The sequence below is a fragment of the uncultured Aquimonas sp. genome, from assembly GCF_937888285.1.
Classification (GTDB): Bacteria; Pseudomonadota; Gammaproteobacteria; order Xanthomonadales; family Xanthomonadaceae; genus Aquimonas.
On sequence record NZ_CALART010000023.1, the window covers coordinates 17,871 to 38,789 of the forward strand.

At 69.2% G+C, this 20,919-nt stretch carries 17 protein-coding genes and 1 pseudogene; 6 read left to right on the forward strand and 12 right to left on the reverse strand.

Annotation, left to right across the window (positions count from 1 at the left end):
• Nucleotides 1–5 precede the first annotated feature (5 nt).
• The 4 genes from Q0654_RS06535 to Q0654_RS06550 all read right to left on the reverse strand — a co-directional run bounded on the left by Q0654_RS06535 (nt 6) and on the right by Q0654_RS06550 (nt 5,672).
• Complete coding sequence (locus tag Q0654_RS06535; protein ID WP_298851750.1) at nt 6–998, reverse strand: cytochrome d ubiquinol oxidase subunit II; 993 nt, start codon at nt 996–998, stop codon at nt 6–8.
• Nucleotides 995–2,359 carry a cytochrome ubiquinol oxidase subunit I gene (locus Q0654_RS06540; protein WP_298851753.1) on the reverse strand — a complete coding sequence of 455 codons (1,365 nt, stop codon included), beginning with the start codon at nt 2,357–2,359 and terminating at the stop codon, nt 995–997. The genes Q0654_RS06535 and Q0654_RS06540 overlap by 4 nt, the downstream gene beginning before the upstream one ends.
• A gap of 305 nt (nt 2,360–2,664) precedes the next feature.
• Nucleotides 2,665–3,276, reverse strand: a complete 612-nt coding sequence (locus tag Q0654_RS06545; protein WP_298851755.1) for a GbsR/MarR family transcriptional regulator — start codon at nt 3,274–3,276, stop codon at nt 2,665–2,667.
• A gap of 353 nt (nt 3,277–3,629) precedes the next feature.
• Entirely contained in the window at nt 3,630–5,672 is a 2,043-nt protein-coding gene (locus Q0654_RS06550; RefSeq protein ID WP_298851757.1) for a 3-hydroxyacyl-CoA dehydrogenase NAD-binding domain-containing protein, read from the reverse strand.
• A 288-nt stretch (nt 5,673–5,960) separates the two neighbouring features.
• Here Q0654_RS06550 and rpoE point away from each other — a divergent pair, with 288 nt between their 5' ends.
• From rpoE to Q0654_RS06570, 4 genes are all read left to right on the forward strand, one after another.
• Nucleotides 5,961–6,554, forward strand: a complete 594-nt coding sequence (gene rpoE / locus Q0654_RS06555; RefSeq protein ID WP_091239829.1) for an RNA polymerase sigma factor RpoE — start codon at nt 5,961–5,963, stop codon at nt 6,552–6,554.
• The gene (locus Q0654_RS06560; RefSeq protein ID WP_298851767.1) at nt 6,551–7,180 is read left to right on the forward strand and encodes a sigma-E factor negative regulatory protein; all 630 of its coding nucleotides are present in this window, start codon (nt 6,551–6,553) and stop codon (nt 7,178–7,180) included. The genes rpoE and Q0654_RS06560 overlap by 4 nt, the downstream gene beginning before the upstream one ends.
• A gap of 3 nt (nt 7,181–7,183) precedes the next feature.
• On the forward strand, nt 7,184–7,585 hold the full coding sequence (locus tag Q0654_RS06565; RefSeq protein ID WP_298851770.1) for a SoxR reducing system RseC family protein: 402 nt from the start codon (nt 7,184–7,186) through the stop codon (nt 7,583–7,585).
• 88 nt (nt 7,586–7,673) lie between these two features.
• Nucleotides 7,674–9,095, forward strand: a complete 1,422-nt coding sequence (locus tag Q0654_RS06570) for a DegQ family serine endoprotease (RefSeq protein ID WP_298851773.1) — start codon at nt 7,674–7,676, stop codon at nt 9,093–9,095.
• A gap of 127 nt (nt 9,096–9,222) precedes the next feature.
• Here the strand turns inward: Q0654_RS06570 and Q0654_RS06575 are convergent, their stop codons facing one another.
• The 7 genes and pseudogenes from Q0654_RS06575 to lptD form a co-directional block, all read right to left on the reverse strand.
• Nucleotides 9,223–9,792: a hypothetical protein gene (locus tag Q0654_RS06575; protein WP_298851944.1), complete on the reverse strand. Its 570-nt coding sequence runs from the start codon at nt 9,790–9,792 to the stop codon at nt 9,223–9,225.
• Nucleotides 9,677–10,726, reverse strand: a pseudogene (locus tag Q0654_RS06580) (symmetrical bis(5'-nucleosyl)-tetraphosphatase). The gene Q0654_RS06575 and the pseudogene Q0654_RS06580 overlap by 116 nt, the downstream one beginning before the upstream one ends.
• A complete protein-coding gene (gene apaG / locus Q0654_RS06585; RefSeq protein ID WP_298851775.1) occupies nt 10,726–11,121 on the reverse strand; it encodes a Co2+/Mg2+ efflux protein ApaG in 396 nt (131 codons plus the stop codon). Before apaG ends, Q0654_RS06580 begins: the two are co-directional and overlap by 1 nt.
• A gap of 82 nt (nt 11,122–11,203) precedes the next feature.
• Nucleotides 11,204–12,019 carry a 16S rRNA (adenine(1518)-N(6)/adenine(1519)-N(6))-dimethyltransferase RsmA gene (rsmA, locus tag Q0654_RS06590; protein WP_298851778.1) on the reverse strand — a complete coding sequence of 272 codons (816 nt, stop codon included), beginning with the start codon at nt 12,017–12,019 and terminating at the stop codon, nt 11,204–11,206.
• Nucleotides 12,016–13,014 carry a 4-hydroxythreonine-4-phosphate dehydrogenase PdxA gene (gene pdxA / locus Q0654_RS06595; protein WP_298851781.1) on the reverse strand — a complete coding sequence of 333 codons (999 nt, stop codon included), beginning with the start codon at nt 13,012–13,014 and terminating at the stop codon, nt 12,016–12,018. Before pdxA ends, rsmA begins: the two co-directional genes overlap by 4 nt.
• 8 nt (nt 13,015–13,022) lie before the next feature.
• Nucleotides 13,023–14,327, reverse strand: coding sequence for a peptidylprolyl isomerase (locus tag Q0654_RS06600; RefSeq protein ID WP_298851783.1), 1,305 nt, complete (start codon nt 14,325–14,327; stop codon nt 13,023–13,025).
• 124 nt (nt 14,328–14,451) lie between these two features.
• On the reverse strand, nt 14,452–16,680 hold the full coding sequence (gene lptD / locus Q0654_RS06605) for an LPS assembly protein LptD (protein WP_298851786.1): 2,229 nt from the start codon (nt 16,678–16,680) through the stop codon (nt 14,452–14,454).
• 244 nt (nt 16,681–16,924) lie between these two features.
• Here lptD and Q0654_RS06610 point away from each other — a divergent pair, with 244 nt between their 5' ends.
• Together Q0654_RS06610 and Q0654_RS06615 are read left to right on the forward strand one after the other, a co-directional pair.
• Nucleotides 16,925–19,684 carry an EAL domain-containing protein gene (locus Q0654_RS06610; protein WP_343230124.1) on the forward strand — a complete coding sequence of 920 codons (2,760 nt, stop codon included), beginning with the start codon at nt 16,925–16,927 and terminating at the stop codon, nt 19,682–19,684.
• A gap of 56 nt (nt 19,685–19,740) precedes the next feature.
• A complete protein-coding gene (locus Q0654_RS06615) occupies nt 19,741–20,406 on the forward strand; it encodes a TetR family transcriptional regulator (RefSeq protein ID WP_298851792.1) in 666 nt (221 codons plus the stop codon).
• A gap of 25 nt (nt 20,407–20,431) precedes the next feature.
• On the opposite strand, the gene Q0654_RS06620 is transcribed toward Q0654_RS06615, so the two are convergent.
• The gene (locus tag Q0654_RS06620) at nt 20,432–20,896 is read right to left on the reverse strand and encodes an FKBP-type peptidyl-prolyl cis-trans isomerase (RefSeq protein ID WP_298851794.1); all 465 of its coding nucleotides are present in this window, start codon (nt 20,894–20,896) and stop codon (nt 20,432–20,434) included.
• Between the last annotated feature and the right edge of the window lie 23 nt (nt 20,897–20,919).

The following is a 20,919-nucleotide window of genomic DNA, read 5'->3' on the forward strand; positions in this document are numbered from 1 at the left end:
GCGCTTCAGTAGTAGCGCAGCTGGGTCGCCTTGCCCCAGAACACCCGGTAGCTATAGGCCGAGTAGGCCAGGATCGCCGGCAGGGTAATCGCCACGCCGAACAGAATGATTATCAGCGAGCCCGGCGCCGCCGCCGCCTCATGGATGGTGATGCGGTCGACCACGAGGTAGGGGAACAGGCTGTAGGCGAGCCCGATGAAGGCGAACACGAACAGGCCGACGGCGCAGGCGAAGGGCTGCCAGGGGCTGCGCAGATCGCCTGTGCGCATGCGCTTCAGCGAGCGCAGGGCGATGAAGAACAGCGCCGCGGTGATCAGCGGGATCTGCAGCAGCAGGATGAAGTTGGGCAGGCTGAACCACTTTTCGAAGATGCGCGCGCTCACCATCGGCGTGGCGACCGAGACCGCCCCGATGCCGATGCCGGTCAGCCACAGCGCGCGCTGCGCCCAGCGCACGGCCTTCCGCTGCAGCTCGCCTTCGGCCTTCATCAGCAGCCAGGTTGCGCCGAGCAGGGCATAGCCCGCCAGCAGACAGACGCCGATGAAGCTGGCGAAGGCGAAGTTCGCCACGCTCCACTCGAAGCCGAGGATGTAGGCGCCGAGCATGAAGCCCTGCGACAGCGCGGCCAGCGCCGAGCCGGCGAAGAAGCTGCGATCCCACAGGTGCTTGTGCTTTGCCCGCGCCTTGACCCGGAAGTCGAAGGCCACGCCGCGCAGGATCAGCGCGATCAGCATCAGCGTCACCGGCAGGTAGAGCGAGCTCAGGATCACCCCGTGCGCCATCGGAAACGCGATCAGCAGGATGCCGACACCCAGCACCAGCCAGGTTTCGTTGGCGTCCCAGAACGGCCCGATCGAGGCGATCATGGTGTCCTTCTGCGCCTCGTCACCGCCGGGCAGCAGGATGCCGACGCCAAGGTCGAAGCCGTCCAGCACGACGTAGGCCAGCATGGCCAGCCCCATCAGGGCGAGGAAGATCTCCGGCAGCCAGGCGCTCATGCGCGTGCTCCTTCAGCGGTGTCATGGGTGGGCAGGGTGCCGATGGCGCCGTCCAGCTCGCCCTTCGAGGCCTTGTGCATCAGGTGGAAGAGCACGCTGATATAGGCCGTCAGTAGAACGATGTAGATCGACAGATACAGGCCGAGGCTGATGCCGATCAAAGGCGCCGGCACGCTCGATGCCGCGTCAGCCGTGCTCACGACGCCGTACACCACCCAAGGCTGACGGCCGATCTCGGTGACGTACCAGCCGGCCAGCGTCGCCACCCAGCCGGCGAAGGTCATGCCAACGAGCACGCGCAGCAGCCAGCGGGCGGGCTCGCCGCGGCGCTTCAACTGCCAGACGCCCAGCCAGCTCACTGCCAGCATGAGCAGGCCGATGCCCACCATCACCCGGAACGACCAGAACACCGGCGCCACTGGTGGGTGATGCTCGAAGTCGTTCAGGCCCTTTAATTCACCGTCGAGCTCATGGGTGAGGATCAGACTGGCCAGCTTGGGGATCTGGATCTCGTAGTCATTGCTGCGGGTGTCCTCGTTCGGCAGCGCGAACAGGCGAAGACCCGCGCCGCGCTCGGTCTCCCAGATGCCTTCCATCGCCGCGACCTTGGCCGGCTGGTGCTCCAGCGTGTTCAGGCCGTGCAGGTCGCCGGCGAGGATCTGCAGCGGGATCAGCACCGCACCCAGCACCAGACCCGTGCGCAGGGTCGCCTGCACTTCGGCGCTGGCATCTCCCCTCAGCCGGCGCCAAGCCGACAGGCCGGCGACCAGGAAGGCCACGGTCAGGCCCGAGGCCAGCAGCATGTGGCTGAGGCGATACGGAAACGAGGGGTTGAAGACGATCGCCGCCCAATCGGTCGGGTGCGCCTGGCCGTCGATCATTTCGAAGCCCACCGGCGTCTGCATCCACGAGTTCAGCACCAGGATCCAGAAGGCCGACAGGGTGGTGCCGAAGGCGACCAGGAAGGTCGCCAGCGTATGCACGCGATCCGACACGCGGCCCTGGCCGAACAGCATGATCCCGAGGAATGCGGCCTCAAGGAAAAATGCGGTCAGCACCTCATAGCCGAGCAGCGGGCCGGCGATGTTGCCCACGCGCTCCATGAAGCCCGGCCAGTTGGTGCCGAACTGGAAGCTCATGGTGATGCCGCTGACCACGCCCAGCGCGAACGAGAGCGCGAACACCTTCACCCAGGTTCGATAGGCGGCATTCCATTTGGCATCGCCGGTCGCACGCCAGCGCAGCTTGAAGAACAGCAGCAGCCAGCCCAGCGCGATGGTGATCGTGGGGAACAGGATGTGGAAGCTGATGTTGGCCGCGAACTGGATGCGGGCCAGCAGGATGGGGTCGAGGGTGTCCATTTTTGGAGCCGGGATTCGGGATTGGTAATTCGGGATTCGTTAGAGCGCGCTTGCCGCAAGCCCTAAACTTCTCGATCTGAGCCCCTCTCCCATCGGGAGAGGGGTTGGGGAGAGGGCCGGGTGTTCGCAGGCGGTTGTGGTGGCAGGCCTGGCACTCAACCAAGCGTTCGCGCTTTCCATCCGTATTGGGAAAGCGCGCTTGGCCTAGCTGCGACATTCAGAAGTCGGCCAACAGCCGCGTGCGACCGAGCGAAGGTGGGGGTGGGGGGCTGGCGTTCGCAGGCTGCAGTGACGCAGCGCTCTGTTCAGTCCACCGCTTTCAACGCACGCTCACCCGGTTCAGGCGGCGCTTTCGCTTCGGGCTCGCCGCGCCACCCACCACCCATCACGCGCTCCTTCAGCTCCAGCAGCTTGACCACCTTGCTGCCCAAGCCCATCAGGCTCTGCAGGGTGTCGGGCGAGAGCTTGCGCACCTCGGCGAACCAGTCGGTGATCTGCTCGATCAGCTCGTGCATCTTGCGCATGCGTTCCTGCGCGTAGACGTCCTCGGGCGAGCCGGCGTTCTCCAGCAGCGCATCGCGCAGCATCGACAGGGTCGGGTCGACCTCGCGGCGCTGCCGCTCTTCCGCCAGCGTCTTGAAGATCTGCCAGACATCCTCGGGTGCCGAGTAGAAGTCGCGGCGGTCGCCGGGATGATGTTCGAGCTTGACCAGGCGCCAGCTCTGCAGCTCCTTCAGGCCCATGCTGACGTTGCTGCGCGACACGCCGAGCTTGTCGACGATGTCGTCAGCGGTCTGCGCCTCGCGGCTGACGTAGAGCAGGGCGTAGATCTGCCCGACCGTGCGGTTGATGCCCCAGCGGCTGCCCATCTCACCGAAGTGCAGCACGAAGGCCTGGCTGAGCGGGGGGAGGTTCATCGCCATCTCCGAAGTTTCAGTAATTTCTGAAATTACGGTGCGGATGATCTGGATCAGGGTGTGAACCGGATGTGTATGTTGAGCGCTGGCATTGGGGAGTGAGGATGCGCGCCAGTGGACCACGGGGCCGCGCACTGATGAGCGCCTGAGCGGCGCGTCCGAAGGTCGGGATTCCCAGGGCGCAGGCAGCGCGCCCTTCGATCGCCGGTCCGTACGCCGGCAGGGCTTCCCACTGCTTGGACAGACAGGGTCCAAAGGGCGCTGCAGCGCGGTTCCGAAAGGCTGTGCCACCAGACGACCGAGGGCGAGCCTCTCGGCTCGCCCTCGTGCGTCACCCAGCGGCGCTGCGGGCTTCAGCCCGGGATCAACGCATCCCAGCCCGGCCGTGGGTTGAAGCGCGGGCCGTGGCGACCGGCGAGTTGCTCCAGGCGGGCCTTGAGCTTGGCCGCGCCCTCGCTGCGCACGTACTGGATCGGGCCGCCGCGGAAGGGTGCGAAGCCGGTGCCGAAAATCACGCCGGCATCCAGCAGGTCGGCGTCGGCGACGACGCCCTCGTGCAGGCAGGCGACGGCCTCATTGACGAAGGCCAGCACCAGGCGGTCGGTGAGGTCTTCGGGCGCCTTGTAGTCCTTGGGCACCTCGGGCTTCTTGGCGCGGCCGTTTTCCCAGGTGTAGAAGCCCTGGCCGTCCTTGCGGCCGCGCTTGCCCGAGGCCAGCAGGCCGTCGAGTCCGCTGGGGATCGGCAGGTTGAGGAACTCGGCCATGATCTTGCCGACGCTCGCGGCCACGTCGAGACCCACGGTATCGGCCAGTTCGATCGGGCCCATCGGCATGCCGAAGGCCAGCGCCGCCTTGTCGATGACCGGGCCGGGAACGCCCTCGCTGTAGAGCGTCATTGCTTCCAGCAGATAGGGCATCAGGATGCGGTTGACCAGGAAGCCCGGGGTGCCGGCGACCGGCACCGGCAGCTTGTCGATGGCGCGGCAGAAGGCCGCGAGGCGACGTTCGGTCTCGGCGTCCATGCCCTCATGCCGGACGATCTCCACCAGCGGCATCATCGACACCGGGTTGAAGAAATGCAGGCCGGCGAACTGTGCCGGGCGCTTCAGTTCGGCGCGAAGATCCGTGAGCGGAATCGACGACGTGTTCGAGGTCAGCAGGCTGTTCGCCGGCAGGTTCTCCTCGACCTTGGCGTAGAGCGCGCGCTTGGCGTCGAGGTTCTCGAAGATCGCCTCGATCACCAGATCCGCCTTGGCCACGCCGGCGCCGTCGACATCGGCGTTCAGGCGCGCGATGGCGGCGGCGCGCTTGTCCTCGCGCTTCAGCTTCTTCTCGTAGAAGGTGTGGGCGCGGGCGATGGCCGGCTGGATCTGTTCCAGCGAGCGGTCCTGCAGGGTGGTCTCGAAACCGCGCAGCGCGCTCCAGGCGGCGATGTCGCCGCCCATCACCCCGGCGCCCACCACGTGGACGTGCTTGATGTCATGCGACTTGCCGCCGAGACCCTTCAGGCGCTCCTGCAGGAAGTAGACGCGCACGAGGTTCTGGGCGGTCGGCGTGCCCGCCAGCTTGGCCACCGACTTGGCTTCGGACACGAGGCGCGACTCCACCGGGCCGCCGCTGCGCCGCCAGGTTTCGATCAGTGCGAACGGCGCCGGGTAGTGCGCCTTGCGCGCCTTGCGGCTGACCTGCTTGACCAGCATCGGCGCCAGCGCCTGACGCACCGGCCACCAGTTGGTGGCCCAGCCGGTGAGGCGCTGCTTCAAGGGACGCTTCACGCCGCGCTTCAGCAGTGCCAGTGCGGTATCGAGCAGCACTGCAGGTTCGCAGGTCTTGTCGATCAGGCCGATGGCGCGCGCGTTCGAGGCGGACAGCGCGCGGCCGGTCAGCATCATGTCGAAGGCCGCCGGAGCGCCGACCAGCGGCGGCAGGCGCACGCTGCCGCCCCAGCCCGGATAGATGCCGAGCTTCACTTCGGGCAGGCCGATGCGGGTGCTGTCGTCGGTGCTGGCGACGCGGTAGCGGCAGGCCAGCGAGAGTTCGGTACCGCCGCCCATGCAGAAACCGTGGATCGCGGCGACCGTGGGGCAGGGCAGCTCGGCCAGCTTCTGGAACACGTTCTGGCCGTAGCGGATCGATTCGAAGACCGTGCCGCGCTCGTGGTAGGTCTTGAACTCGGCGATGTCGGCGCCGGCGACGAAGCCCGAGGTCTTGCCTGAGATCACCACCACGCCCTTCGGCTTCTCGATGGCGATGCGCTCGACCAGCTGCTCGAGCTCCTCCAGCACCTCGCGGGCCAGCGTGTTGACGCTGGAGTCGGCGCGGTCGAAGGTCAGTACCACCACGCGGTCGTCGCGCAGCTCGGGACGCCAGTGCTTGAAGCGCAAGCCGTCGAACATGGGAATCTCCTGCAGGGGGCGAGCGCCGGCATGCTAAGCCGCGCCGGCCGCGAAGGGGTCACGTATGATCCGGACTGTGTGCGGGCGCGGTCAATCCGGGCGCGTATGGTGGCGGCGGTGGAGTGAACTTTCACACTAAACCGGCGGTCGCAGGCTGCCATGAACGCCGTCCTCAGCTTCGACAGCCTGAATTCCTCCGTCTTCCGCCTGCAGGAGACGCCCGCGCCCGCCGCCCCGCGCGCCCATAGCCTCGCGCGAACAGAACAACAACAGGGAGAGCGGCCCCGGATGGCCGAGAACGAAATCGACTACGACCTTGTGCGTCGGGTGCAGGCCGGCGACAAGCGTGCCTTCGACCTGCTGGTGCGCAAGTACCAGCACAAGCTGGTCAGCGTGATCTCGCGCTACATCAACGACTGGAGCGAGTGCCAGGACGTCGCCCAGGAGAGCTTCATCCGCGCCTACCGCGCGCTCGGCAACTTCCGCGGTGACGCCCAGTTCTACACCTGGCTGTACAAGATCGCGGTCAACACCGCCAAGAACCACCTCGTGTCCAAGGGCAGGCGCCCGCCGACCGACGACATCGACGCCTCCGATGCCGTGCAGTACGACGGTGGCACCTGGCTGCGCGATGTCGACACGCCTGAGCAGGAGCTTGCGCGGCAGGAGATCGAGCGCACCGTCGCCGAAACCGTCGAAGCCCTGCCCGAGGAGCTGCGCATCGCCATCACCCTGCGCGAGGTCGATGGCCTGAGCTACGAAGAGATCGCCCAGACCATGGGCTGCCCCATCGGCACCGTGCGTTCGCGGATCTTCCGCGCCCGCGACGCCATCGACCAGAAACTGCGCCCGCTGATGGGCGCCGAGCGAGTCCGCCCATGAGCATCGACAAGCCCCTCGATCCGAACGCCGAGCTGCGCGAACAGGTCTCGGCCCTGTGCGACGGTGAACTCGCCGCCGACAGCCGGCGCTTCCTGCTGAAGCGCCTCGCCGACGATGCCGAGCTGAAGTCGGCGTGGTCGAACTACCACCTGATCGGCGACAGCCTGCGCCGCCAGGCCGGGCCGCCGCTGGCCCTGGACTTCGCGGATCGCGTGCAGGCCGCCCTCGATGCCGAGGCCGCGCAGGCGTCGCGGCATGGCTGGATGCGCTGGGGTGGCGGTGCTGCCGTGGCCGCGGCGGTCGCGCTCGCGGCGATCATCACCGTGCCGGTGCAGCAGTCGCAGGTGCCGGAGTCGGCAGCCCCGCTGGCCGGCAATGGCGAGGTGGCGCCCAGCGCTGTCAGCGAGCGCGACCTTCGCCCCGACATTTCTCGCGCGGCCCAGACCGTCGCGGTCGGTGCCACGCCTGCGGGCTACGGACAGATGAGCAACGGCCTGCCGGTGCGCTACGTGCCGGTGCTGCAGGCGGACGGCAGCCTGCTGCTGGTGCCCTACACCCCCTTGCTGCAGGCGCCCGCCCAGCCGGGCCCGACCGCGCCTCCGCTGCTGCCGGCGCGCGCCCAGTAGCGTATGCGCGCCGAGCGTCGGCCTGCGGTGGTCGTTGGCAGGTCGCGGCAGCACCTGCGTCTTCGCTACACCGCAGAGTGCAGCAGCTGCGGCGGCTGCGGCGGACGCTGCAGCGTGTTCGTCGAGGATGGCGGGCATGCCGTTGAGTTGCCGGACACCGATCCCGGCCTCAACCCTGGCGACGCCGTCGAGCTTGAGCTGCCCGGCCCGCAGCTGCTGCGCCAGGCTGCCTTGGGTTATGGCCTGCCGCTGCTGGGCCTGTTGGCGGGCGCCGCGCTGGGCAGCGCGCTGGGTGATGCCGCCACCGCAGTCGGCGCCGTGCTGGGAACTTCACTGGCGGTGGCGTATTCCAAGCGCGCCGCACGTCGGCTGCCGATGCCGCAGATTCGACGCACCGCGACTTGAAAGCCGCAGCGCGCGTCCGCATGCCCGAAGGGCGGGCGGCGACAGCGCCCTGAATCCCACTCGACCTGTCATGAGGAACCGGATGCCCATGAGCATGACCCACCCCTTGCACGCCTTCTGGCTCGCCGCCGTGCTGGCCCTCACCGGCCGCGCTGCCGAGGCGCAGAACCTGCCGGACTTCACCGAGCTGGTCGAGCAGGCCGGACCCTCGGTCGTCAACATCGAGGCGACCCGCACCGCCGAAGCCGCCGCGCGCCTCGGGCCGAACAACATCCCGCAGGACGAGATGCCCGAGATCTTCCGCCGCTTTTTCGAGCAGCCCGGCATGCCGCAGGTGCCGCGCGACCGCACCTCGATGGGCACTGGCTTCATCATCTCCGCGGACGGCTATGTGCTGACCAATCACCACGTGATCGACGGCGCCGACCAGGTGATCGTGCGCCTGCGCGATCGCCGTGAGCTGGAAGCGACGGTGATCGGGTCGGACGCGCAGAGCGATGTCGCCCTGCTCAAGCTCGACGAAAGCGGCCTGCCCACGGCGAAGATCGGCGAATCGCGCACGCTCAAGCCGGGGCAGTGGATGGTCGCGATCGGCTCGCCCTTCGGCTTCGAGCATTCGGTGACTGCCGGCATCGTCAGCGCACTGGGCCGCGCCTCGCAGATGGCCGGCCAGCAGTACGTGCCCTTCATCCAGACCGACGTGCCGATCAACCGCGGCAACTCCGGCGGCCCTCTGCTGAACACCAATGGCGAAGTCGTCGGCATCAACTCGCAGATCTTCTCCAACACCGGCGGCTACATGGGCGTGTCCTTCGCGATTCCGATCGAGGTCGCGATGGACGTGGTCGAGCAGCTGAAGGACAAGGGCTTCGTCTCGCGCGGCCTGCTCGGCGTGCAGATCCAGGAAGTCAGCCGCGAGGCCGCGCAGGCCCTGGGCCTGCCGCGTCCCGGCGGCGCCCTGGTGGGCGGCTTCAGCGCGGACAGCGTGGCCGAGAAGGCCGGCATCCAGCGCGGTGACGTGATCCTGAAGTTTGGTGACACCCCGATCAATCGCAGCAGCGACCTGCCGCCGGCCGTCGGCGCGACCCGCCCGGGCACCCGCGTCGACGTGACGGTGTTCCGCGAAGGTCGCGAACGGCGGATCCCGGTGACGGTAGGCGAGCTGCCGCGCGATCAGAGCGCGCAGGCCAACCGCGGCGGCGAGCGCAGCAGCGCGCCCGCCAACCCGCTGGGGCTCGATGTCGAGGATCTCACCGCCGAGCAGCGCGAGCCGCTGGGCCTGAAGGCCGGCGAGGGCGTGCTGATCACCGGCATCCGCGGCATCGCCGGGCGTCGCGCCGGACTGGCCGAAGGCGACATCGTGCTGATGGTCGGCCGCACCGCCGTCGGCAGCGCCAAGGCATTCAACGACGCGGTCAAGGACGCCAAGCCCGGTGAGCCGGTGATGCTGCTGATCCGCCGCGGCGAGGCGACCCAGTTCGTCACTGTGACGCCGCCGCGCGAGGACTGACACCCGACAGTATCGACGCTGCGTTCGCCAGGGACGGCGATGCGCTGTGTCTTCCGGGCCCGCGCCGAGCGATCCGGCGCGGGCTTTCTTTTGCGCCGCCCTCAGCTGGGGGCGCACGGAAAATGGCTCAGTGGGCGTCGGCGTCGCCGCTCAGTTCGCGCTCCAGCTCGTCCGCGACCTCGGCCACGAAACGGACGGCCTCGCGGACCTGCAGCGGGCTGGCCCGTGCCGGTATGCGGGCGATTGCGTACAGGTGGCGGTCCTGCAGCGCCCAGAAGCCGAGGGTGAAGGTGTTGTTCTCGCCGAGCAGGCGCTGCAGCAGGGCAGGATCCAGCGTTTCGTCCTCGCCGAAGCGGTGCGCCAGCGAGTAGACATCGCGCTGCTCTCCAACGTCGTAGCGCAGCGTCCTCGACTGCAGGGTGACGCTCTGGCTGCGGCCGTCGTCGTACTCGATCACCAGCTGCAGGTCGGCCTTGGCGTTGATCTCGTAGCTCAGGCCGGCAGCGTCCACCGCTGCGCGCAGGCGGGTGTCCACCTGCGTCGCCTTCGCTCCCTTGAGCTCCGCCTCGTCGACCCCTGCCTCATCCTGTGCGGGCGTGGGGGAGGCGAACAGCAGCAGCGGCAGGATCGCGCCAAGCACAAGGCGGCCAGCCAGGCGCGGGGTGGCCAAGGGTGGAGCAATCAGTCGTGTGCGCATCGATGCGCCCGGAGTGGAACGGGGCCGCGAGTATGCCGCGTCGATCCGGCGGAGTACGAGGCTGCGCCGGGGCGCGGGCCGGGCGCAGCGCAGACGCTTATTCGGGGCGACCGCCGGCGCGACCGGCGACCTGCACCACCTGCGGGAGTTCCTGGTCGAGCCGCAGCGCGGTGAGCTTGCCGCCCCAGACGCAGCCGGTGTCGATCGCGTGCACGCCGAGCCCCTGGAACAGGCCCAGGGTCGACCAGTGGCCGCAGACGATGCGCAGGTCGCGCTGGGCCTGGCCCGGCACGGCGAACCACGGGTACAGGCCGGGCTTCTGGGTGCCGGGGCGGCCCTTGTGGTCGAAGTTCATCGTGCCCTTGGGCGAGCAGAAGCGCATCCGCGTGCAGATGTTGATGATCGCGCGCAGGCGGTCCATGCCGTCGAGCTTGGGGCTCCAGGTCGCCGGGTTGTTGCCGAACATGCCGCGCAGCAGTTTGACGTGGTTGGGGCCGGCAAGCCTGCTCTCGACCTCGTGGGCGCGGGCCAGCGCGATCCGCGGCGTCCATTTCGGAGCAAGCCCGGCATGCACCATCATCCAGCCGAGGCTGGCATCCAGATGCACCAGCGGGCGACAGCGCAGCCAGTCGAGCAGCATCGGACCGTCGTCGGCGAAGATCACCCGCTGCAGCTCGGCATTGGTGCGCCTGCGCTCGTTCTCGGGGCGCGCTGCGATCGCCAGCAGCGAAAGATCGTGGTTGCCGAGTACCACCGTGCTGTGGATGTCGAGCGCATGGATCAGCCGCAGCACTTCCAGCGACTCGCCGCCGCGATTGACCAGGTCGCCGCAGAACCACAGACGGTCGCTGGCGGGATCGAAGCGGATCGCGTCCAGCAGTCGCTGCAGCGGTTCGAGACAGCCCTGGATGTCGCCGATCGCCCAGACCGCCATCAGTGCAGGACGCGCGGCATGCTGAGCACGAAGCCCGGGATCGGCGAGCGGAAGCGGCGTTCGTCGTCCGTCTGCCAGCCGTAGCTGCCCTGCATGTGGCCGACCGGCGTGCGCAGCACCGCGCCCGAGGTGTATTCGAAGCTCTGGCCCGGCTCCAGCCGCGGCGTCTGGCCGACCACGCCGGGGCCGCGCACTTCCTCCACGCAGTCGTCGGCGTCGGTGATCACCCAGTGGCGATCCACCAGCTGCGCCGGCGCGCCGCCGAGATGCGTCATGCGCACGGTGTAGGCGAAGGCGAAGCGCTCGTCCTCGGGCTCGGACTGCTCGGGCAGGTAGCGGGTCTGCACTTCGATCCGGATGTGCGCGCAGGGCGGCGTGGTCTTGAGGGCGCTCATGCCGCGCATTCTAGTCCGAGCAGTCGATGGCCATGTGCGTGAGCCTTGGGTTGCGCGGGTGAAATCCCACGGCTCGCCCCCGTCAGTCCTGCTCAGGCGCGAGCGCTGCCGGCACCGATTCGTCGCCGAGGGCGTTGGCCAGCGCCACATAGTCGGCAACCGCCACGGTTTCCGCGCGAGCACCGGGGTCGATGCCGACCGCTTCGATCTGGTCCGGCGTGCACACCGTCGACAGCGCATTGCGCAGAGTCTTGCGACGCTGTGCGAAGGCCGCGCGCACCACCTGTTCGAAGCGCCGGGGCTGCAGCAGCCCGACTTCAGCCGGGTCACGAGGCTCCAGCCTCACCACCGCCGAATCGACCTTGGGCGGCGGCCGGAAGCAGCCCGGTGGCACCTTGAACAGCGGCGTGACCCGGCAGCGTGCCTGCAGCATCACGCTGAGCCGTCCATAGACCTTGCTGCCCGGCGCCGCCGCCATGCGGTCCACGACCTCCTTCTGCAGCATGAAGTGCATGTCGGTGATCGCCGGCAGATGGGCGATGGCGTGGAACAGGATCGGTGAGGAGATGTTGTAGGGCAGGTTGCCGACCAGACGGATGCTGCCGCCGGCGGCCAGCGCAGTCAGGTCGACCGTCAGGACATCGGCGTGCACGATCGACAGCTCCGCGCCGAGCTCTGCGCCCAGCGCGGTCAGCGGTTCGATCAGATCGCGATCGAACTCGATGACCGTGAGCGCGCCGTGGCGCTTCAGCAGCGGCCGGGTGATGGCGCCGGCGCCGGGGCCGATCTCGACGATGCGTTGGCCGGGCTTGGGATCGATCGCGCGCACGATCTTCTCGATCATCGCGGTGTCGCTGAGGAAATGCTGGCCCAGCGATTTCTTGGTCTGGTGGCTCATGGCGCGTTCCGGCGGTGCAGGGCGAGGGCGCAGGCCGTGCGATGCGCCGCGATCAGGCTGGCCGCATCCGCGCGACCGGTGCCGGCGAGCGAGAGTGCCGTGCCGTGGTCGACGGCGACGCGCACAAAGGGCAGACCGAGGCTGATGTTCACCGCCTGCTCGAAACCGCTGTACTTCAGTACCGGCAGGCCCTGGTCGTGGTACATCGCCAGCACCGCATCCACGCCTTCCAGCATCTGCGGCAGGAAGGCGGTGTCGGCGGGCAGGGGGCCGAGGAGGTCCAGGCCTTCGTCGCGCAGGCGGGCGAGGCAAGGCTGGATGACCTCGATCTCCTCGCGGCCGAGGTGGCCATCCTCGCCGGCATGCGGGTTCAGGCTCAGCACGGCGATGCACGGCCGGGCGATGCCGAAGTCGCGCTGCAGCGCGCGGTGCAGGCAGCGCGCCGTGCGGGCGATGCGCGCGTCGGTGATGGCATCGGGCACCGCGCGCAGCGGCATGTGGGTGGTGACCAGCGCCACCCGCAGGGTCGGCGAAGCCAGCATCATCACCACATCGTCGACGCCTGCGCGCTCGGCCAGGCGTTCGGTCATGCCGGAAAACGCCACGCCAGCCGCATTGATGACCGCCTTGTGCACTGGGCCGGTGACCAGACCCTCGAAGTCGCCGGCCAGGCACAGCTCCACGCCGCGATCGATGCAGCGCAGGACCTGGGCCGCGTTGGCAGCGTCGACCAGGCCGACCTGGGCCGGGGTGGCAAGGGGCTCAGGCAGCACGGAGAGGTGCCCGGCGCGGCGCTCGATCGGCGTGCCTGCGTTGGCATGGATCGCCACCGGCAGGCCCAGCCGGGCGGCGAGCGCCTGCAGCTGGGTCGGATCGGCGATCGCCAGCAGCTCTGAATCACGCTCGTGGAGGGCCAGCTTGAGCGCCAGCTCGGGGCCGACACCGGCAGGCTCGCCGGGAATCAGCAGCAGCCGCGGCGGCGCATCCGCGCCCATGACGGCACTCAGCTCGCCAGGCGGGTTTCGACGTAGGCCTCGTCGCGCATCTGGCGCAGGAAGCGCTCGTACTCGTCCTCGGCCTTGCGGCGGCCGATCGCTTCGCGGGCCTCGTTGCGGCGCAGCTGTTCGGTGACGTCCTGCTCGCGCGAGCCCAGGCGCTGCAGGATGTGCCAGCCGGCGTCGCTCGAGAATGGCTCTGACACTTCGCCATCGGCGAGCTTGAGCAAGGCTTCACCCGTGGCCTGACCCCAGGCGTAGAGCGGGAACCAGCCCATGTCGCCGCCCTGGTTTCGGGTTGCAGGGTCCTGCGATTCGGCCCGCGCCAGCTCGGCGAAGTCCTCGCCGGCCTGCAGGCGGGCCTGCAGGGCGTCGATGCGGCTGCGCGCTTCCTCGCGGCTCACGACTTCGTTGACGCGCACCAGAATGTGCCGGGCCTGGTACTCGGTCACGCTCTGCGGACCTTCGTTGCTGCGCTCGATCAGCTGCAGCAGGTGGTAGCCGCCGGGGCCGCGCACCGCCGGCGAGACGTCACCGGGCTGCATGCCTTCGATCAGGCTCGCGAACAGGGGCGGCAGCTCGTCGAGGCGACGCGTACCCAGGTCGCCGCCTTCCAGCGCGTTGGGGGCATCCGAATAGCGGATCGCCGCAGCCTGGAAATTCATTTCGCCGCGGTCGATCAGGCCCTTGACGCCATCGATCTTGGTCTTGGCCAGGTCGATCTGCTCGGCGGTCGCGCCGTCCGGCAGTGCCACCAGGATGTTGGCGACGCGCACGCGACCCGACTGAAGGGTTTCGGACGCCAGCAGGATGTCGATCTCGCTCTCGCTGACCTGCACGCGGGACTGCACGATCTGCTGGCGCAGGCGCTGCACCACGATCTCGTCGCGCAGCGACTGTGCGAATTCCGGGAAGTCGATGCCGTCGGCGGCCAGCTGGGCGCGCATCTGGTCAAGAGAAATGTTGTTCTGCTGGGCGATCCGGCGGATCGATTCCTCGACCTCGGCGTCTGGCACGCGCACGCCCATCTCGCGGGCGCGCTGCACCTGCAGGCGCAGCAGCACGAGGCGCTCCAGCACCTGGCGCTCCAGCGCCGACTGCGGCGGCAGCTGTTCGCGACGGTCGGCGTACTGGGCGAGGATGTTGGCGACCGCGCGATCCAGTTCGCTGCGCAGGATCACATCCTCTTCTACAACGGCGACCACGCTCTCGAGCGGGGTCATGGGCACGGCGAGCTGCGCATTCACGGGGGCGCCGATGGCGCCGGCAAGCAGGACGAGCAGGGCGGTGCAACGCGTGGCGATCCGGTTCATGCGCGAACGGTCTCGTGGGTCAGCGGATGGGGGTGGGGTGGCGTCGGCTTACGGCGGCCCGCAGGCTCGCACGGACACGATGGACACCGCATAAACGACTGCGCTGGACGGGCTGCGACGGCCGTCAACGCGAGTAGCCGAGGATAGCACGCTGCAATAGTTCCTCTGAGTCGCGCCCGAAGCGCCCGAGGCCCTTCAACTCGATCTCGACGTAGAGGGCGTTGTTCTTCTCGCCCTCGCGGTTGCGGACGTAGTGGCGGCCGAGCAGGCGCACCGCCACGCAGCAGCTTTCCCACTGCAGGCCGGCGAAGGCCTCGATGGTGCGACGGTCGGCGATCGAGTAGTTCCAGCGCCCGAGCACGCGCCAGGCCGGGCTCAGCGGCACCAGCCAACTGCTGTCGACCTGCTCGACCGGGGCGCCGGCGGTGCGGCGGAAGCGATAGCTCAGGTTGGCGACGGCACCGTCGTCGCGCCGGTACTGGGCGCGCAGCGCCGAGAGGTCGGTGCGGTTGAGGTCGGGGTCCCACTGGCTGCCGATGCCGGCGGAGAAGCGGCGGGTGAAGTTGGCCGAGATCTCGCCGACGAAGGGCGAGGCGTTCGGCCGGGTGGGCAGGCCGCCGGGCTGCAGGCCGACCCGCGGCGGATCGAAGTAGCGGATCTGGCCGACGCTGGCGGCGAAGCGCTCGCGGCCATCCGCAGCATCGAAGAAACGGCTGCCTACCGCCAGCGTCAGCTGGTTGGCGTCCATCTGCCGGTCGGCGCCGGTGAAGCGGTTGGAGCGGAACAGCTGGGCGAAGCTGAAGGACAGCTCCTGGGTATCGAACAGGGGCAGGTCGTCCTGATCGCGGAAAGGCGCACGCAGGTAGAACAGGCGCGGCTCCAGCGTCTGCTGCAAATTGCTGCCGAACAGTCGGGTCGGGCGCTCGAACAGCAGGCCGGTGTCTAAGCTGAAGATCGGCAGGCTGCGCTCCGGGCTGCGGTCGGGAAAGCTCGCTGCGAAGCCGCGGTCGAGGCGGTAGCCGGTCTGGCGGAAGGCCAGCTCCGGACGGATGAATCCCCAGGCGCGTTCGATAGGAGCGCGCAGCCAGGGCCGCAGGTCGTAGCGGCTGCCGGCGTCGCGATCCTGGTGGCCGAAGGCGACCACCTCGGCATCGAGGCCGACGCGCAGCGGGCCAGCCGGCAGCCAGGCGCTGTAGCGAAGCTGCGGCAGCTGCTGGAAGGGTGCCGCGCTGTCGGGGATCAGCGGATCGACCAGCTGGAAGTCGCGCAACACCGCGCTGGCCTGCCACTGGGCGCCGCTGCCGCGCAGCCCGGCCTGGCTCTCCAGCAGGGTGGTCGAGATGCTGGTCAGCGAGTCGCCGAAGTCCTCGAAGTAGCGGTCGTCGGACACGTGGTTGAGGTCGACGAGTACGTTCCAGGCCGGCGACAGCCGACCCACGTGCTGATAGCGCAGGGCGCCGCGGTCGCGTCGACGGACATCGTCGTTCGGCAGCCAGTCGCCTTCGAGGAGCCCGCTGAAGCTGCGACCGAGGTAGCGGAACTCGCCGCCAAGCATCAGTCCACGTCGCCCGAGGCTGCGCAGGGTGACCGTGGCGTCGTAGTTCGGCGCCAGGTTCAGGTAGTAGGGCAGGCGGATGTCGAGGCCGTTGCTGTTGCCCGAGCCGACTCCCGGGTAGAGGAAGCCGCTGCGGCGGCGTTCGTCGATCGGGAAGCTCACGTAGGGCATGTAGAACACCGGCACGCCGGCGAACTCAAGGCGCGCATTGCGGGCCTTGCCAACGCCCGTTTCGGTGTCGAGGTCGATGTGCTGGGCGCGGAACTGCCAGGTTTCCTGTTCCGGCTCGCAGGTGCTGTAGGTGACGCGGTCCAGCGCGCTGCGCGTGCCTTCGACCCGGGCGGCATCGGCAACACCGTTGCCGCGCTGCATCAGCAGCTGGTAGCGCAGGTCGCCGAGCTCGGTCCGATCGTCCTGCAGGTTGCCGCGTGCGGACGCTGCCTCCACCAGCAGGGCCTGGTCCTGGTACTGCAGGCCTTCAGGCGCTTCGAAGGCGCCGCTGGTGGCGTTGAGGTCGAGCCTTGGCGCCACCAGGCGCTGGTCGGCGCGCACCAGCTCGGCCTCGCCCTCCAGGGTGTAGACGCCCGGACCCTCGATGCGGAAGGCGCGTGCGACGACGTCGATCGGCGCGGTCTCGCGGGCGACGTCGCGCGGCAGATCCGGACGGTAGAAGTCCGGGTAGTCGCGTGCGCGGCAGAGGCTCCAGTCGGGGGTGCTGGACTGGCCCAGCGCCGGGCCCGAAAGCAGGGCTCCCAGCGCAAGACCGAGGGGATGAAGGCGGAAGCGATTCGGGCTCAAGGCTACAGCTCGGGACTCGATGGGGACGGCCGCGCCGGACGGGCGCTGGCCGCGCGGAAACGCAGGGGATGGGTTGCGCCAGAGCGGCAGCGCTGGCCCTTGGCCCCAAGCTTGCAGGATAGCCCGATCAGCCGGCAATCGCGGCGGCAGCGATACGTCGCCGGCTGCCCGTATAGTGCGGCGGGGATGCATCCGGGGGAGGGCAGTCGGTGGGCTCGTAGATCGCTTCAGGCACTCGGATACGGTGGTCGCCCTGCTGTGCGCCGATCGGGGCACAGTACTGGAAGCCAATCCCGCGCTGGAGCGCGTGCTCGGCTATCGCCTTACCGATGCGCTCGGCCGACGCCCGCTGGAGCTGGGGCTCTGGCCGGACATGTCGGTGCGCACGGCGATCTGGTCGCAGCTGCGCGAAAGCGGGCGCGTCAGCGGCCTCCTGATCAGCGTCCGCCACGCCGCTGGCCACCTGCTCGCGTGTCGATTGAACGCCGAGTGCGTCGATGGCGAGGACGGCACGCAGATCTTCGCCCTGCTCGACGCCGCCCCGGAGCGTCTGGCGGAGCACAGCAACGACCCGCAGCGCGAGAGCTACCGCTCGCTCTATCTGCACGCCGCCGAAGGCCTGTTCCGCTGCCTGCCCGGCGGCGGCCTCATCGATGCCAACCCGGCGATGGCGCGCATGTTCGGCTTCGAGTCGGCGGAGCACATGCTGCTGGCGCTGTCCGAAGACATGGACAGCCTCTACGCCGATGCCGAGGACGCCGCCCGCGTACGCGAGGAGCTCGCCGCCAGTGGCCGGGTGCGCGGGCGTCGGCAGCGCATGCGCAGGCGCGATGGCAGCCTGCTCTGGGTCAGCGAGAACTCGCGGGCGGTGGTCGATGCAGCGGGGCGCGTGCTGTTCCACGAGGGTTCGCTGATCGACATCAGCGCCGAGCAGGAAGCCCAGCAGGCCTTGCGCGAGTCCGAAAGCCTGTACCGCGCACTGGTGCAGAACTGTCGCGACGGGGTCTTCCTGATCCAGCGCGGGCGACTGCTGTTCATCAATCCGGCGCTGGCCGAGATGCTGGGCTATGCGCCGGCGGAACTGATCGGCCAGAGCTACATGGGCCTGGTCCACCCGGACGACGTGCAGGCACAGGCCCAGCGGAGGCAGGCGCGCGAGGACGGCTCGCTGGACGTGCAGCGCTACGTGATCCGGCTGCTGCATCGCGAAGGCCATGTCGTCAGCGTCGAGGTGCACGCCGACGCGATCATCTACCACGGCGACATCGCCTCGACCGGCGTGATGCGCGACATCACCGTGGAGCAAAGGCAACGGCAGGCGCTGGCTGACGCCGAAGCGCGCTATCGCGAACTGTTCGATCGCTCACCCGTGGGGCTGTTCCGGAGCACCGAGCAGGGCCGCTTCCTCGATGTCAATCCGGCCCTGGCGCGCATGCTGGGCTACCCCGACGCCGCCAGCCTGGTCAACGCGCTGGAGCATGTCGATCGCCTGTACGCCGATCCGGACGACCGCGACCGCCTGCTGCTCAAGCTGCGCGAACACGGCGCGGTGGCCGATTTCCCGACCCGGCTGGTGGCGCACGACGGCAGCCTGCTGTGGGTCAATCTGTCGGTGCAGCGCGTCGACGAGCGTGCCGGCGGCATGGAGCTGGCCGGCTCCGTCGTGGACGTCAGCCGCCAGCGTGAAGCCGAGCATCTGCTGCGCTTCCACGCCAACTTTGATCCCCTGACCGGCCTGCCCAATCGCTGGCAGTTCGAGCAGCAGCTGCTCATCACCCTCGGCGAGGCCCAGGGCCGCGATCGCCACGACTACGCCGTGCTGTTCCTCGACCTCGACGGCTTCAAGTGGGTCAACGACAGCCTGGGCCACGGCGCAGGCGATCGCTTGCTGGTCGCGATCGCTGAGCGCCTGTCGCTGACCCTGGGCCGTGAAGCACTGCTGGCGCGCTATGGCGGCGACGAGTTCAGCATGCTGCCCACGGGCCCGTGTTCGCGGGCACGGGCCGAGGCGCTCGCGCGGCTGATCGCCGAACTGTTCCAGCGTCCGTTCCGCGTCGACGGCCAGGAGGTCTACTCCGGCGCGAGCGTCGGCATCGTGCTTGGACATCCTGACTACCGCTGGCCCGAGCAGATCCTGCGCGACGCCGACACCGCCATGTATCGCGCCAAGGTGCTGGGCAAGGGTGGCTTCGCGGTGTTCGACGAGGCCATGCACGCGGAGGCGCGCCGCCGCTTCGAGCTGCAGACCGACCTGCGGCTGGCGCTGGGGCGCGGGGAGTTCGTTGTCCATTACCAGCCGATCGTCGAGCTGGACTCCGGTCGTGCGCTGGGCTGCGAGGCGCTGGTGCGCTGGCGGCATCCGCGTCGCGGCCTCCTGCTGCCCGGCGAGTTCCTGCCGCTGGCCGAGGAAGCCGGCCTGATTGGCGAGATCGATCTGTGGGTGCTGCGCGAAGCCTGCCGGCAGGTGGCGGCGTGGCGCGGCAGGCTCGGCTACGAGGGCTTCAGCCTCAGCGTCAACATGGACGAGCGACTGGTCGCCCTGCCGTCGGCGCCCAGCGAGATCGCCGCGGCGCTGGCCGCGGCCGGGCTGCCCGCCAGCGCGCTGCACATCGAGGTCACCGAGCGGGTCTTCAGCGCCGACATGAACCAGGCCGGCGAGCGCTTGGACCGCTTGAAGGCGACCGGGGCGGCCCTCGTGGTGGACGACTTCGGCACGGGTTACTCGTCGCTGGAGCGCTTCGCCGAATCCCCGTTCGATGCGCTGAAGATCGACCGCGGCTTCATTCGCGACATGGGCGCAAACATCCGTCATCGCGCGATCGTGCGAACGATCATCGGCTTCGCCGGCGACCTCGGGCTTTCGCTTACCGCCGAGGGCATCGAGACCGAGGAGCAGCGTGCCGCCCTGCTGGCCATGGGCTGCGGGCGCGGCCAGGGCTACCTGTTCGCGCCAGCGCTGGAAGCCGGCGAGTTCGAAGCCTGGGCGGGCCTCGGCAGCGCCTGAAGCTGCCACGGCGCGCGCGTACACTGGCGGCCCCACGCGCCGCATCCACCCTTCACATGTCCGTTCGTGCCACTGGCGACGCTGATCCCGCCCGCACCCGCGATGAGCGGCGCCTGCTGACCCGCGCCCAGCTGCTGTCGGCGGCGCTACAGCTGATGGGCACCGGGCGCAGCTTCGCCTCGCTCAGCCTGCGCGAGATCACCCGCCAGGCCGGCGTCGTTCCGGCAGCCTTCTATCGGCATTTTCCCAATCTGGATGAGCTCGGCCTCGCCCTCGTCGAGGAGTCCGGCGCCACCCTGCGGCGACTGCTGCGCGAGGCGCGCCGCACCGGCCTGCCGCCTACCCAGATCCTGCGCAGTTCGGTGCTGATCTTCCGCGCCTACGTGCAGCAGCACCGCGCGCATTTTCTGTTCATCGCCTCCGAGCGCGGCGGCGGCGCACCAGTGATCCGCCAGGCCATCCGCACGGAGGAGGGTCATTTCGCCCAGGAGATGGCGCAGGACATGCGGCGACTGGACCTGATGCCCGGCCTCGATGCCGACACGCTCGCATTGCTTTGCCGGCTGGTGGTGGCCACCGTCATCAACGCGATCAACGACATTCTCGACCTGCCGCCCGGGCACGCCCAGGCCGAGCGCGAGCAGCTGCAGGAGCTGACCCGGCAGCTGCGGATGATCTTCCTGGGCGCCCAGCGCTGGCGCGAGGCGCGCGAGCCGCGCTGAAGCCGGGAGGCCGCCGGCGCTGCGCCTAGCTTTCGTCCGCCACCCGCTCGACCTCGAACAGCAGCGAAGCGCCCGGTGGAATCGTGCCGCCGGCGCCGCGTTCGCCGTAGCCGTATTCGGGGCCCAGCCGCAGCAGTCGCTGGCCACCGGGCTTCAAGCCCAGCAGGCCCTCGTCCCAGCCGCGGATTACCCGACCGGCGCCCAGCACGAATTCGAAGGCTCGGCCACGCGCATGCGAGTCGTCGAACTTGGGCCCACGGCCGCCCTCGGCACGCTGGTCGTAGAGGTAGCCGCGGTAGTGCATGCGCAGGCGGTCGCCGGCCTGCGCGGGCGCACCTTCACCCTCGCGCAGGTCGATCACCTCGATGCCGCGGAGGCTCCCGTACTCCGGAGGCAGCGCTGGCGGCACACACGCCGCCAGCAGCAGGGCCAGGGCTGACGCCGGGAACACCCGGAGCACCTGCCTGCGCGCGTAGTCTGTTGGACTCATCTCTGATCGAACTCCTGCGACGG

Bases quoted from the DNA above. Each gene is read 5' to 3' on its own strand.
- Q0654_RS06620 (WP_298851794.1), bottom strand. From the start codon at position 20,896: ATGAGTCCAACAGACTACGCGCGCAGGCAGGTGCTCCGGGTGTTCCCG.
- Q0654_RS06575 (WP_298851944.1), bottom strand. From the start codon at position 9,792: ATGCGCACACGACTGATTGCTCCACCCTTGGCCACCCCGCGCCTGGCT.
- Q0654_RS06560 (WP_298851767.1), top strand. From the start codon at position 6,551: ATGAGCATCGACAAGCCCCTCGATCCGAACGCCGAGCTGCGCGAACAG.
- apaG (WP_298851775.1), bottom strand. From the start codon at position 11,121: ATGAGCGCCCTCAAGACCACGCCGCCCTGCGCGCACATCCGGATCGAA.
- Q0654_RS06565 (WP_298851770.1), top strand. From the start codon at position 7,184: ATGCGCGCCGAGCGTCGGCCTGCGGTGGTCGTTGGCAGGTCGCGGCAG.
- Q0654_RS06545 (WP_298851755.1), bottom strand. From the start codon at position 3,276: ATGAACCTCCCCCCGCTCAGCCAGGCCTTCGTGCTGCACTTCGGTGAG.
- Q0654_RS06600 (WP_298851783.1), bottom strand. From the start codon at position 14,327: ATGAACCGGATCGCCACGCGTTGCACCGCCCTGCTCGTCCTGCTTGCC.
- Q0654_RS06540 (WP_298851753.1), bottom strand. From the start codon at position 2,359: ATGGACACCCTCGACCCCATCCTGCTGGCCCGCATCCAGTTCGCGGCC.
- Q0654_RS06550 (WP_298851757.1), bottom strand. From the start codon at position 5,672: ATGTTCGACGGCTTGCGCTTCAAGCACTGGCGTCCCGAGCTGCGCGAC.
- pdxA (WP_298851781.1), bottom strand. From the start codon at position 13,014: ATGGGCGCGGATGCGCCGCCGCGGCTGCTGCTGATTCCCGGCGAGCCT.
- Q0654_RS06535 (WP_298851750.1), bottom strand. From the start codon at position 998: ATGAGCGCCTGGCTGCCGGAGATCTTCCTCGCCCTGATGGGGCTGGCC.
- Q0654_RS06570 (WP_298851773.1), top strand. From the start codon at position 7,674: ATGAGCATGACCCACCCCTTGCACGCCTTCTGGCTCGCCGCCGTGCTG.
- rpoE (WP_091239829.1), top strand. From the start codon at position 5,961: ATGGCCGAGAACGAAATCGACTACGACCTTGTGCGTCGGGTGCAGGCC.
- Q0654_RS06615 (WP_298851792.1), top strand. From the start codon at position 19,741: ATGTCCGTTCGTGCCACTGGCGACGCTGATCCCGCCCGCACCCGCGAT.
- rsmA (WP_298851778.1), bottom strand. From the start codon at position 12,019: ATGAGCCACCAGACCAAGAAATCGCTGGGCCAGCATTTCCTCAGCGAC.